The 12,630-nt window shown below is 67.6% G+C and carries 13 protein-coding genes; 5 read left to right on the forward strand and 8 right to left on the reverse strand.

Annotation, left to right across the window (positions count from 1 at the left end; all coding sequences use genetic code 11):
- Positions 1 to 2: 2 nt before the first annotated feature.
- The 7 genes from NWF34_RS03445 to NWF34_RS03475 all read right to left on the reverse strand — a co-directional run bounded on the left by NWF34_RS03445 (position 3) and on the right by NWF34_RS03475 (position 6,719).
- A complete protein-coding gene (locus NWF34_RS03445; RefSeq protein ID WP_024499700.1) occupies positions 3 to 794 on the reverse strand; it encodes a crotonase/enoyl-CoA hydratase family protein in 792 nt (263 codons plus the stop codon).
- Entirely contained in the window at positions 791 to 1,567 is a 777-nt protein-coding gene (locus NWF34_RS03450; RefSeq protein WP_258324231.1) for an SDR family oxidoreductase, read from the reverse strand. Before NWF34_RS03450 ends, NWF34_RS03445 begins: the two co-directional genes overlap by 4 nt.
- A complete protein-coding gene (locus NWF34_RS03455; protein WP_024499698.1) occupies positions 1,564 to 2,742 on the reverse strand; it encodes an acyl-CoA dehydrogenase family protein in 1,179 nt (392 codons plus the stop codon). The genes NWF34_RS03450 and NWF34_RS03455 overlap by 4 nt, the downstream gene beginning before the upstream one ends.
- A gap of 51 nt (positions 2,743 to 2,793) precedes the next feature.
- A complete protein-coding gene (locus NWF34_RS03460) occupies positions 2,794 to 3,963 on the reverse strand; it encodes a thiolase family protein (protein ID WP_258324232.1) in 1,170 nt (389 codons plus the stop codon).
- 11 nt (positions 3,964 to 3,974) lie between these two features.
- Positions 3,975 to 4,283, reverse strand: coding sequence for a hypothetical protein (locus NWF34_RS03465; protein ID WP_024499696.1), 309 nt, complete (start codon positions 4,281 to 4,283; stop codon positions 3,975 to 3,977).
- Positions 4,280 to 5,779, reverse strand: coding sequence for a class I adenylate-forming enzyme family protein (locus NWF34_RS03470; protein ID WP_024499695.1), 1,500 nt, complete (start codon positions 5,777 to 5,779; stop codon positions 4,280 to 4,282). The genes NWF34_RS03465 and NWF34_RS03470 overlap by 4 nt, the downstream gene beginning before the upstream one ends.
- A 133-nt stretch (positions 5,780 to 5,912) precedes the next feature.
- Positions 5,913 to 6,719, reverse strand: coding sequence for a FadR/GntR family transcriptional regulator (locus NWF34_RS03475; RefSeq protein WP_198362475.1), 807 nt, complete (start codon positions 6,717 to 6,719; stop codon positions 5,913 to 5,915).
- Between the two features lie 164 nt (positions 6,720 to 6,883).
- On the opposite strand from NWF34_RS03475, the gene NWF34_RS03480 reads away from it, so the two are divergent.
- From NWF34_RS03480 to NWF34_RS03490, 3 genes are read left to right on the forward strand one after another with little or no spacing between them, the layout of a single operon-like run.
- Complete coding sequence (locus tag NWF34_RS03480; protein WP_096275020.1) at positions 6,884 to 8,368, forward strand: aldehyde dehydrogenase family protein; 1,485 nt, start codon at positions 6,884 to 6,886, stop codon at positions 8,366 to 8,368.
- Positions 8,365 to 8,553 carry a ferredoxin gene (locus NWF34_RS03485; RefSeq protein ID WP_096275019.1) on the forward strand — a complete coding sequence of 63 codons (189 nt, stop codon included), beginning with the start codon at positions 8,365 to 8,367 and terminating at the stop codon, positions 8,551 to 8,553. The genes NWF34_RS03480 and NWF34_RS03485 overlap by 4 nt, the downstream gene beginning before the upstream one ends.
- 35 nt (positions 8,554 to 8,588) lie before the next feature.
- Complete coding sequence (locus NWF34_RS03490) at positions 8,589 to 9,632, forward strand: spirocyclase AveC family protein (RefSeq protein WP_096274680.1); 1,044 nt, start codon at positions 8,589 to 8,591, stop codon at positions 9,630 to 9,632.
- Between the two features lie 26 nt (positions 9,633 to 9,658).
- On the opposite strand, the gene NWF34_RS03495 is transcribed toward NWF34_RS03490, so the two are convergent.
- The gene (locus NWF34_RS03495; protein ID WP_258324233.1) at positions 9,659 to 10,501 is read right to left on the reverse strand and encodes a sulfurtransferase; all 843 of its coding nucleotides are present in this window, start codon (positions 10,499 to 10,501) and stop codon (positions 9,659 to 9,661) included.
- A 32-nt stretch (positions 10,502 to 10,533) separates the two neighbouring features.
- Here NWF34_RS03495 and NWF34_RS03500 point away from each other — a divergent pair, with 32 nt between their 5' ends.
- Positions 10,534 to 11,694, forward strand: coding sequence for a metallophosphoesterase (locus NWF34_RS03500; RefSeq protein ID WP_258324234.1), 1,161 nt, complete (start codon positions 10,534 to 10,536; stop codon positions 11,692 to 11,694).
- Between the two features lie 23 nt (positions 11,695 to 11,717).
- Positions 11,718 to 12,593, forward strand: coding sequence for an alpha/beta fold hydrolase (locus NWF34_RS03505; RefSeq protein ID WP_096274683.1), 876 nt, complete (start codon positions 11,718 to 11,720; stop codon positions 12,591 to 12,593).
- The last annotated feature ends 37 nt before the right edge of the window (positions 12,594 to 12,630 follow it).

Genomic DNA, 12,630 nt, shown 5'->3' on the forward strand with positions numbered 1-12,630 from the left:
CCTCAGCGCCCCGTCCAGCGGGGCGTGCGTCGTTCGGCGAAGGCCGCGGGCCCCTCTTTCGCGTCCTGCGAGGCGAACACCGGGTCGGTGAATTCCACCTGTCGCGTGAAGGCCTCGCCGTCGGGCCACAGCCGGGACCGGTCCGCGAGTGCCTTGCTCGCGCGGACCGCGAGGGGTGCGTTTCCCGCGACGACCGACGCGAGTTCGAGTGCGGCCTGCAGGGCGGCGCCGTCGGCGGTGACCCGGTTGACCAGGCCGAAGTGCTTCGCGGTTGCCGCCGCCATCGGCTCACCCGTGAGCAGCAGTTCGAGGGCAACCGCACGCGGCAGCACGCGAGGTATCCGGATGGCACCGCCGGCCCGGGCGATGAGACCTCGCTTGACCTCGGGCAGTCCGAACTTCGCGCCCTCGCCGGCCACCACGAGGTCGGCGGCGAGAACCATCTCGAAACCGCCGCCCAGAGCCCAGCCCTCGACTGCGGCGATGAGTGGCTTGGCCGGTGGCGACTCCACAAGTCCACCGAATCCGCGTCCGTCCACGACCGGCCGCTCACCGAGTTGCTGAAACCGCTTGAGGTCCATGCCCGCGCAGAACGTCTCGGTGCCGCCGGTGAGGATGCCGACCGCGAGGTCGGGGTCGGCATCCAGCCGGGTGAGTGCCGCGGCGATCGCCTCGGCCGCGGACTTCGACATCGCATTGCGCTGCTCCGGACGGTTGATCGTGATGACGAGGACACCTCCGCGGATGTCGGTCAGCACCTCGGCCGGTCCGGCCACCTCGAGTTCGGCGGTCATCTCGGTGCCATCCTGATCGCACCGTCGAGCCGGATCGTCTCGCCGTTCACGTACGGGTTCTGCAGCAGGGTGAACGCCATCTGGGCGTAGTCATCGGGGTTTCCGAGACGCTTGGGGAAGGGCACCGACGCGGCGAGGCCATCGCGGATGTCCGAACGCAGCCGGGCCAGCATCGGGGTGTCGAAGGTGCCGGGGGCGATGGTGTTCACCCGGATGCCGACACTCGCGAGGTCGCGCGCGGCGACGAGGGTGATGCCGTGGATCGCCGCCTTCGACGCCGTGTACGACGTCTGGCCGATCTGTCCGTCGAAGGCCGCCACGGACGCGGTGAGCACGATCGCGCCCCGCTCGCCGGACTCCGTGTCCACGGGCTCGGCCTGCGCGATCTGCTCGGCGCCGAGACGAAGCACGTTGTAGGTACCGATGAGGTTGATCTCCAGGACATCCCGGAAGCTCTGCAACGGCGCGGCCGCGCCCTGCCTGTCGAGGATGCGAAGGCGATCGCCCCCACGGCCGGCGCAATGCACCACTCCGCGCAGCTGTCCATGGGATGCGCTCAGCGTGAACGCCTCACGCAGACTGTCCTCGTCGGTGATGTCGGCCGGGACGAAAGCGGCTGCACTGCCGAGTCGTTCGGCCACGATCTTGCCGTCCGAGGACGGTAGATCGGCGATGACGACTCGTCCACCGGCCCCGACGATGGCCGTCGCCGTCGCCTCCCCCAGCCCCGAAGCGCCGCCCGTGACGAGAAATACGTTGTCGGACAGTCTCACTGTTTCGCTCCTCCAGCGCTCGGCACCGGCCCGGCGATGTCCCGGCCGATGATCTCCTTCATGATCTCGGTGGTGCCACCGACGATCGTCTGCACCCGTGCGTCGGCGTAGGCCCGAGAGATCGGGTATTCGTCCATGTAGCCATATCCGCCGTGCATTTGCAGGCAGCTGTTGATGATCCGGTTCTGCAGCTCGGTGGTCCACCACTTCGCCTTGGCGCCGAGTGTCGCGTCGAACTCTCCGGCGTTCAGCGCGAAGATCCCCTGCTCGAGGAAGGCTCGGGTGATCTCGACCTCGGTGGTCATCTCGGCGAGCCGGAACCGGGTGTTCTGGAAGTCGATGACACGCTGGCCGAAGGCCTTGCGTTCCTTGGTGTAGCGCACCGTCCATTCGAGTGCGGCCTCGGCGGCGCTCAGCGCCCGCCAGGCGATGGACAACCGCTCCAACGGAAGCTGGGCGGTGAGATGGGCGAAGCCCCTGCCCTCCTCGCCCACCAGATTCGTTGCCGGCACCCGCACGTCGGTGAACGAGATCTCCGCGGTGTCCTGCGCATGCAAGCCCAGTTTGCGCAGTTTGCGGCCGCGCTCGAATCCCGGGACGTCGGTGGGTACGAGGATCAGCGAGAGCTGCGGTCGTCCGTCCTTGGTTCCCGTCCGGGCGGCGGTCAGTACCACGTCGGACGAGAACCCGCTGGTGATGAAGGTCTTGGCTCCGTTGATGACCCACTCGTCACCGTCCCGGACCGCCGTGGTCTTCATTCCCCGGAGATCGCTGCCGATGGCCGGTTCGGACATCGCTATCGATGCGACGACCTCGCCTTGCGCCATCGCCGGCAGCCAGCGGCGCTTCTGGTTTTCCGTACCCAGTTCGGTGAGGTACGACCCGACGATGTCCTCGTTGATCGACAATCCGGAACCGAGTGCTGCCGCACCGACTTTCGCTAGCTCTTCGTGGACGACGCACCGGAACCGGTAGTCGGTGACACCGCCGCCGCCGAATTCCTCGGGGAAACGGAGTCCCAGGATGCCGAGGGACCCGGCGGTTTTCCACACCTCACGACCGGTGGCGCGCGCTTCTTCCCAATCGTCGAGGTTCGGGGTGACGTCGCGGGCCACGAAGTCGCGCACGACCTCCCGGAACGCCTCGTGGTCGGGCTCATAGAAGTGTGTCGGCACAGCGGTGTCCCCCAATAGTCGATGCAGCAGATCGGTGTAGCCAGGTCGGTGTCAGTCGACGAGTTCGTAGAGGGTGGCGTTGGCGGTACCGCCGCCCTCACAGATCGCCTGCAGGCCGTAGCGGATTCCGTTGTCGCGCATGTGGTGGATGAGGCGGGTCGTCAGGATGGCCCCGGACGCGCCGAGTGGATGACCCACCGCTATGGCCCCGCCCAGTGGATTGAGCCGGTCGAGGTCGGCGCCGAGTTCGGCCTGCCACGCGAGGGGCACCGGGGCGAAGGCCTCGTTGATCTCGACCGCGCCGATGTCGTCGATCGACAGTCCGGTGCGGCTGAGCAGTTTCTGCGTCGCCGGGATGGGTCCGGTCAGCATCAGGACCGGGTCGTCGCCCACCACCGATCCCGCCGCGATCCGGGCGAGCGGGGTGAGTCCGAGTTCCGCTGCCTTCGCCGACGTCATGATGATCACACCGGCAGCACCGTCGGAGATCTGGGAGGCGTTGCCCGCGTGGATGACCCCGTCCTCACGGAACGACGGCTTGAGCGCGGCGAGCTTCTCCGGTGTCGTCCCGCGGCGCAGACCTTCGTCGACGGAGAACGTCCCGTCGGAGGTCTGCACCGGAACGACCTGGGTGTCGAAGGCGCCGCTGTCGATCGCGGCGGCGGCGAGTTCGTGGGAGCGCGACGCGTATTCGTCGAGCGCCTGCCGCGAAAGGCCCCACTTCTCGGCGATCAGTTCGGCACCCTTGCCCTGATTCAGTTCATCGGTTTCGTAGCGGTCGAGAACCGTTTGCCCATAGGGGAAGCCGGTCTGCCGTGCCGCACCGAGCGGCACCCGCGACATGGTCTCGACCCCGCCGGCCACGACGATCTCATGTGCTCCCGCGATCACCGCATGTGCCGCCGATTCGATTGCCTGCTGCCCGGACCCGCACGCGCGGTTGACCGTCACCGCCGGCACCGAATCGGGCCAGCCCGCCGCGAGCACCGCGAACCGGCCGATGTTGCTGGACTGATCGCCGAGCTGCGTCACGCAACCCCACATGACGTCGTCGACGATCGCCGGGTCGATCCCGGCGCGGGACACCAGTTCGTTCAGCACCACCGCAGACAGATCGGCGGCGTGCACGCCGGCGAGCGAGCCGTTGCGCTTGCCGATCGGTGTCCGAACCGCCTCGACGATCACCGCATCGCGGGGAGAACTCGTCTCGCCGTACCTCATCCCGTGCTCCCCTAGTCGCTGGCCGGCAGCGGCTTGGCGTCCTTGAGGACGAGGGGAACGGTACCGATGGCGAGGGTTCCCGCGCCGGCCTTGGTGACCAGCACCTCCAGGCCCGGCGCGTCCTCGGCGGTGTACCGCTTCCCCAGTTGGTTTCCCTCGTCGAGACCCGCTGTGACCGAGTAGTTCTCGATGTCCGATCCGATCGGGACCACCGGTGCGCCACCGCACGTGAGGTCCACGTCGCCCGCCGGCGGGCTCACGACGATGATCTCGGTGTCGCAGACCTGGCTGCGGAGTCGGGCTCCTGGCTTCAGCGTCATGACTTCTCCTGTACTCGTTCGAATTGCGCCACCAGTTTGCGGCGCAACACCTTCCCGGTGGCGGTCTGTGGCAGTTCATCGACCCAGATCACCTCGTCGGGTGTCCGGGAGCCCCGAAGCCGGGCGCGGACATGGGATCGCACGTCCTCCTCGGAGAGGTCGGCCTCCGGATCGGGCACGATGACCGCCACCAGCCGCTGGCCCCACTCCTCGTCGGGCAGACCGATCACCGCCGTCTCGCGCACGGCCGGGTGGGTCAGCAGCACATCCTCGATCTCGGCGGGCCCGATGTTCTCGCCGCCGCGGATGATTGTGTCGTCGGCGCGTCCCGCGATGAAGAGGTAGCCGTCGTCGTCGGTCCAGGCCTGGTCGTTGGTGGGGAACCAGCCGGCGTCGTCGAGCACCGAACCCTTGCCCAGATAGGAACCCGAGACCTGGGCGCCGCGGACGAACAGCGAGCCGGTCTCGCCCGGCCCGACGGGTTGCCCGTCGGCGTCGCGGATCTCGATCTCCATGCCGGGCACCGGCCGACCGACGCTCTCGAGTCGTCGTCGGATCCTCGGGTCGTCGGAGGTCATGGCGGCAGCGTGATCATCCGGACCCAACAGTGCGAGCGTCGAGCTCGTCTCCGTCAGTCCGTAGGCGTTGCAGAAACCGGCGTCGGGGAAGGCACGCATCGCACGTTCGAGAACCGGGAGCGGCAGTCGCGCACCGCCGTAGGACATCAGACGCAGTGCCGGCGCCTCGGCGAGGCCACCGCCGAGCGCATCGACGATGCGGGCGAGCATGGTGGGGACCACGGTTGCCGAAGAGATCGATTCGCGGGCAACGAGTTCCAGCCAGTCATGGGCGTCGAAGTCGGGTAGGTGCACGACGCGACGCCCGCCGTAAAAGTTGGTGAGCGTCGCCCCCACTGCCGCCACGTGATAGGGCGGCACCGTGATGAGGGCCGCCTCGTCCTCGCCGGCCCCGGCGAAGTCGACGGTGGCGAAGACATAGGCCTGGAGGTTCTCGTGCCGGAGCGGGACGACCTTGGGTTTCGACGTCGTACCGCTCGTGTGCAGTAGAACGGCAGGAGCGTGATCGGGAACATCGTTGGGCGGCAACGGTTCCGACTCCCGAGCGGCCGCGAGGAAGTCGTCGAGACCGATCACCTGCGCACGTCCGGCGACCCGGTCGCGGTACCGCTCTTCCACGACGATCAGCGGACGCTCGAAGTCGTCGATCAGTTCGCCGAGCACCTCGTCGCCCAGCCGGTAGTTGATCGGGACGAAGGGCACCCCGGCCAGCGCGGCCGCGAAGAAGACCTGGGGATAGCCGGGACCGTTACGGCCGAGATAGATCACTTCGGAGGGTCCGAACCCGGAGATGACCGAGGCCCCCCCGCGCGCGGTGGCGACCACGTCGGCATGAGTGAGGCCCGATGCGCGGTCACCGAGCGCAACACGATCACCGAGCCCGGATTCCACCATGTCCAGGAGAAGGCCGACGCCCATGTTTCCCGCCAATCCACGTGAGGTCACAGTTGGTACGCAGCGTAGAGCCGCACACCGCTCATCGTAGATGATTCAGTGCAATCAGTTACACTATTCGGGACAAGTGGTTGCGCTCACGGCGACCATCTGCATCTCAGTTGAAGAGATCCACCACGGATTCGGTGGCGAACCGCCCCCACAACATCTTCTTCGCGACCAGATTCATGTGCCGGCGCCAATGCGCCTCGGCAGCGTCGGCGTCACCGGCCTCCACCAGGCCGACCAGTTTGCGATACGCCCGGATCGACTTCTTGAACTGGGTGGCGACCTCGTCGATGTCCGTCGTCCGGGAGACCACACGCGACATGTGCGTGGCGACGACGTCGGCGAGGACATGTCCAAGCAGGCCGATCGTCTGGTTGCCAGCGCGCTCGAGGATGAGGTCGTGGAAGCGGAACGCCGTCGTCGACCAGGTGTCGAGATCCGCGGACTCGGCACCGGCGTCGACGCGGTCGGCGAGCTCGTCGATCACTGCGACGAGGGCCTTGATGTCGTCATCGGTCCGACGTGCGGCCAACATCCGCACCGCAGCGGGTTCGAGGACCATCCGAGCCTCGTACAGGTCGGACAGCGTCGTGTTCTGGATCTGCAGCAACAGGCCGAAGTAGCGCGCGGCGACCGAGACATCGGGCGAGACCACCTGCACGCCGCCGCGCGAACCGCGGCGGACGACGATGAGGGACTCGTTCTCCAGGATGCGGAACGCCTCGCGCAGCGTGGGCCGCGAGACGTCGAATCGTTGTCCCAGTACCGTTTCCGGCGGCAACATGTCACCCGGCTTCAACACTCCGCGCACGATCTGACCGCGGAGTTGTTGAGCGATGAGTTCAGCGGTCTTCGGGACCTGAATCCGCTGGGGCAGTCCGTTCTCGTCGAACGAGTTGTTGGCCAATTCCCACACCTTCCGAACGCCGGCGACCGCCGAGCGGGGTTCAGCCTAACACCCGAACTGATCGGCCCCTCGTTTTGGCGAAACCGATATGAAAATGAACACACCCATTGTACGGTTGAATCATATAACTCATCTAGTGATCCGCCGTGGGGCGCAAGGGAGGAGCCGACGCGATGTCGGATGCATCAACTCAGAGCACGCGTACTGGTCAACTCTTCATCAACGGCAAGTGGGTCGACGGTCGGGGCGATGAGACGATCACCGTGATCAATCCCGCCACCGAGGCGGTGATCGGAACGGTCCCGCAGGCGACCGTCGCCGACGTCGACGATGCGGTCGCCGCAGCACGCTCCGCATTCGACGAGGGCCCGTGGCCGCAGATGTCGGTGCGCGAACGTGGCGCGGTGTTACGCCGGATGGCCGAGGGTTTCGCCGACCGCCGCGCCGAGCTGGTGGACCTCTCCGTCGCCGAGGCGGGATCCACCCGTGCGCTGGCGGAGTTCCTGCAGGTCGGCACCCCGATCGACCACTTCTTCGACCTCGTCGACCGCGTACTCCCCAGCTTCGAGTTCGAGACCCCGCTGCCGCCGATGATCGGCAACGGCATCGGTCAGGGGGTGGTGGTCCGCGAGCCCTTCGGTGTCGCCGCCCTGATCACGCCGTTCAACTTCCCGCTGTTCCTGAACCTCTGCAAGGTCGCGCCGGCACTGGCCGCGGGCTGCACGGTTGTTCTCAAATGCTCGCCGTACACGCCGTTCGAGGCCCTCGTGGTCGGCGAGATCGCCGAGGCCGCGGGACTGCCGCCGGGCGTCCTGAACGTCATCACCGGCGACGTCGAGGCGGGCGAAGCGCTGACCACCCACCCCGGCGTCGACCTCATCAGCTTCACCGGCAGCGACACGGTGGGCACGAAAGTGTATGGGCAGGGGGCACAGTCGCTGAAGAAGGTGGTGCTCGAGCTCGGCGGCAAGTCGGCAAACATCCTCCTCGAGGACACCGATCTGGACAAGGTGATGCAGAGCGTGCTCGGGGGCTTCATCACCCATGCCGGACAGGGATGCGCGCTGATGACCCGCATCCTCGTGCACGAATCGCTGCACGACGAGCTCGTCGGCCGCGTCAAGATGGCGCTCGACTACGTCCCGGTGGGCGATCCGGCCGATCCCAACGTGGTGATGGGTCCGCTCATCCGTGAGGCCCAGCGCGCCCGGGTGGAGGAACTGATCCGGGTCGGCCAGCAGGAAGGCGCCCAGATCGCCTACGGCGGTGGCCGACCCGCCGGACTCGACAAGGGGTTCTTCGTCGAGCCCACCCTCTTCGTGGGTGTGGACAACGGTATGAAGATCGCCCAGAGCGAGATCTTCGGACCAGTCGGAGTGGTCATCCCCTTCTCGGACGATGCCGAGGCCGTCCGGATCGCCAACGACAGTCCCTACGGACTCTCCGGCGGCGTCTGGTCGGCCGACCCCGTACGCGCACATGGCATTGCGCGCAAACTCCGCACCGGCATGGTCGTCGTCAACGGCGGTGGCGGCGGATTGATGCCCGACGGACCGTTCGGCGGATACAAACACAGCGGCATCGGACGCGAGTTCGGCGCACACGGGCTGTCCGAATACCTGCAGCACAAGACGATCCAGTGGGCGGCGGCACGGTGAGGGTCGTCGTCGACCAGGACAAGTGCGGCGGCCACGGTCGCTGCATCGCCGTCGCACCTGATCTCTTCGACCTCGACGACGACGGAGTGAGTTTTCCGATCACCGAAGTGATCGGGACCGATCAGGAAGCAGCGGCCAAGGAGGCCGTCGCCAACTGTCCGCAGAGCGCGATCCGCATCGAATGAGACCTTTGCCGGTCATCGGGAGGACTGAATAAGCAATGTCGAGTTCACTTGGGGAGAAACCCGATTCGGGTCCGGTCGGGCAGACCTCACCGGATGACCCGGTCGCCGCACCGGTGGCCAAGGAGTCACCGCCGATCGTGTGGCTCGCCCGGCTGGGGGCGGTCTTCGTCGCCATCCAGGCCTACGTCTACATCCGGTGGATCTTCTCCGACTCCTTCACGCCCATTCCGACCGGCCCCGACGATGTACCGACCCACACACTCGTCATCATCCGGGCGTCGGAGGTCATCTGCGTCGTCGGCGTGATCGCCTCGATCATCTGGCTGGTGCGCCGGACACGACGCGACGGACAGTTCCCGACCATCGGTGTCTTCATGATGGGCTGGCTGCTCACCTGCTGGCAGGACGTCGGCGTCAACGCGGTGGTACCCGTCTTCTCCTACAACTCGGCCTTCCTCAACATGGGCACATGGGGCGAGTTCGTCCCGGGTTGGGTCAGCAAGGGACCCGAGACCCCCGCGCCGATCCTGTACGAGCTGGCCGACTACATGCTGTTCCTCCCGCTGGCCGTTGTCGGCATCGACAAGCTTGTGACGTCCGCGCGTGCGCGATGGCCGCGGCTCAACAAGGCCGGCATCATCGCGGCCCTGCTGCTGATCTTCCTCGTGCTGGACACCATGAGCGAGCAGATCCTGCAGCGCCAAGGGCTGTGGTCGTACCTGCGGGTGAACGAGACCTGGTCCATCTTCACCGGCACGCTCAACCAGTTCCCGCTGTACGAGGGCATCGTCTTCGGTTCGGTCGTCATGGTGGCGTCGATGTGCTTCTACCTGTTCCGCCGCGACGGTGACCGGCTGATCACCGACGCCGGCATCGAACGGCTCAAGATCACCCGCGGCGTCGCCGTCGTGCGCATCCTCGCGTTCTCGGCGGTGATGAACGTGATCCTCGCGGTCTTCTTCCTCGGCTTCAACCTGGTCAACATGCACGCCGACGTCGCGCCCACCGACGTACCGAGCTACCTGCACCAGAACATGTGCGGACTGGCCGAGAACCCGCCCTGTCCGCACCTCGAGTAGCCGAACGCCGAATCACGGGATGACCGTCAGCGCTGCACGCCCGGCGCGACCGGACGATCCGGGTCCGACGACCACTGCGAGAACGACCCGGGAAACAGGGTCGCGTCGATGCCGGCGACCGCCAGGGCGGCGATCCCGTGGGCCGCGTTGACCCCGGAGCCGCAGTAGACCACCACCTCGCGCTCGTCACCCGGTACGATGCCGACCTCGGCGAATCGGCGCCGCAGTTCGTCGGCCGAACGGAAGCGCCCCGTCTCGTCGATGTTGTCGACCGTCGGGGCGTTGACCGCGCCCGGGATGTGTCCGGCCCGTGGATCGACCGGCTCGACGTCACCGCGATACCGTTCTCCCGCACGAGCATCGACGAGCAGCGCGTCACCGTCCGCTACGTCGTCGATCGTGGCGACCGGGAGGTTCCCGGCGGTCAGCGTGACCGTGCCGGCGCGCGGTCGCCCGCCCTCTCCCGTCGTCGTGCGCAGACCCTCGGCACGCCAGGCGGCGAGACCACCGTCGAGCAGGCGGACGTCGGCGTGCCCCGCCCAGCGGAGCAACCACCATGCCCGCGCGGCCGCGAGGTTGCCCGAATCGTCGTAGACGACCACGGGCACGCCGTCGTTGATCCCCCACCGACGAGCGGCTGCCTGCAGATCCTCGATCGCGGGGAACGGATGCCGGCCGCCGACCGGCCCGGACGGCGGGGCGGCCAACTCGGTGTCGAGGTCGACGTACACCGCGCCCGGAATGTGGCCCTGCCGGTAGTGTTCGCGACCGTCGGGATCGCCGAGCCGCCAGCGCACGTCGAGGACGACCGGGGGCGTGCTCAGAAGATGTTCGGCCAGGTCGAGCGGGGTGATGAGGTACTCGTGCATGGCGCGAGGATACCGATCGGCAGAATGGTCCGGTGGCGCTCATCCCCGCGGTCTTGTTCGGCCTGCTCACCTTCTGGCTACACCGCCGGATCGTCCGCGCGACCGCACTTGCCCGGCCCTGGTCGATCGTCGCCGATGGTGCGCTGGTGGTGCTGTGGGCGCTGGCGGTCGTCGGGTTCGAGAGCGGACGATCACTGGACCCCTCGTGGGCGCGTCCCATCGGCACGATCGGGCTGATCTGGCTCGCGACCTTCTTCTACCTGTTCCTCGGCCTGACGATCATCGGCCTGCTCTCGTTCGGGGCGCGCGTCATCCGGTGGGCGCGACGCCGTCTCGCGGGTGCACCGGACACCCCGCAGTCGGCCGCGCGCCGGTTGCGCCGGATGCGGATCGCGACGGCAACCGTGGTCGTGGTGGCGCTCGGGGTCACCGGGTACGGCGTGTTCGAGGCGTCCCGGCCACAGGTGACCGAGGTCAGCGCCACCTTCGACAACCTGCCCCCGCAGTTCGACGGACTCCGGATCGCCGTGGTCTCCGACCTCCACGTCGGACCCGCTCGGGACGCCTCGTTCACCCGTCGCATCGTCGACGAGATCAATGCGCAGAATCCCGAACTGGTGCTTCTCGTCGGAGACCTCACCGACGGCACGATCCCCTATGTCCGCGACACCCTGGAACCGCTCGCCGATCTGCGGGCGCCGCTCGGGGTGTACGGCTCCAGCGGCAATCACGAATACTACTCCGACGACGGGGGGCGCTGGCTGGACGTCTGGGAGGAGTACGGCGTGCGGACGCTGCGGAATTCGCGGGTCCCGCTGACGGTCGACGGCGGCACGATCCAGCTTGCGGGCGTCCACGATGCCACCGCCCCCGAACCGTACGAGCCGGATCTCGCTGCTGCTTTGCAGGGTTCGTCGTCCGACGATTTCGTGCTGCTCCTCGCCCATCAACCCAAGCAGGCCGTCGAGGCCTCCGAACTCGGCGTCGAACTGCAGTTCTCGGGCCACACCCATGGTGGGCAGATGTGGCCGATCCGATATCTCGTTCCGCTGCAACAGCCGTCGGTCGTCGGGCTGGATCGGGTCGGAGACACCGTGCTCTACACGACGCAAGGCGCCGGCGCCTGGGGGCCGCCCGTTCGTGTGCTCGCTCCGCCGGAGATCACGATGTTCACGTTGCGGACGACCCCGTGACCATGCGGGTAGGCTCACCCACGATGACCGAGTTCACGGTGGATGTCGGCGGACGACGGGTCCGTGCACGGGCTGTGGGCGAGGAGTCCGCGCCGACAATCGTGCACTTCCACGGAACACCCGGCTCACGACTCGAGCTCGCGTTCGGAGATGAGATCGCCCTACGGTCGGGCGTCCGAGTGGTCAGCTTCGATCGTCCCGGCTACGGGCTGTCCGATCCGGCACCCATCGGTCTCACCGCGGTCGCCGCCGATGTCGAGGCACTGGCCGATCGCCTCCGGCTGGATCGGTTCGCGGTCTTCGGCTGGTCAGGCGGCGGACCGTTCGCACTGGCAACCGCGGCTGCGCTACCCGATCGGGTGCGCCGCGTCGGAGTGTCCGGCGGTGCCGGACCCGCCCTCGAAGTCCCCGGCGCGCGTGAACAACTCACAGACAACGACCTCCAGGCGCTGTCACATCTACCGGAAGACCCGGCGCGGGCTGCCGAGATCTTCCTCGCCGGCAACCGGGAGCTGCTCGACGCCATGATGTCCGTGCGAGCCGATCCCGAGGCGCCCTGGATCGAGTGGATGTGGGGTGCCAGCGACCCCGCGGTCATCACCGACCCCTCCGTCCGTCGTGCCCTCCACGAATCCTTTGCCGAGGCGCTGAGACAGGGCCCGGACGCGATCGCGTGGGACAACGTCGCATTCGTCGGCCCCTGGGACTTCCGGCTCGACGCGGTGTCCGCACCGGTGCATCTCTGGTACGGCGCCGACGATGCGATGGCCGTACCCGCCACCGGTGAGTGGCTCGCCGGACATCTCCCCGACGCGGAGCTCACCGTCTTACCCGGTGAGGGGCACCTGCTCCCGTTCCGGCACTGGGACGCGATGCTGTCCACGTTGATCGACGGGTGATCCGCACCCGGGAACGCGACACGACACCGCCCCGGCG

Source organism: Gordonia sp. GONU (assembly GCF_024733855.1).
In the GTDB taxonomy this organism is placed as follows: Bacteria; Actinomycetota; Actinomycetes; order Mycobacteriales; family Mycobacteriaceae; genus Gordonia; species Gordonia amicalis.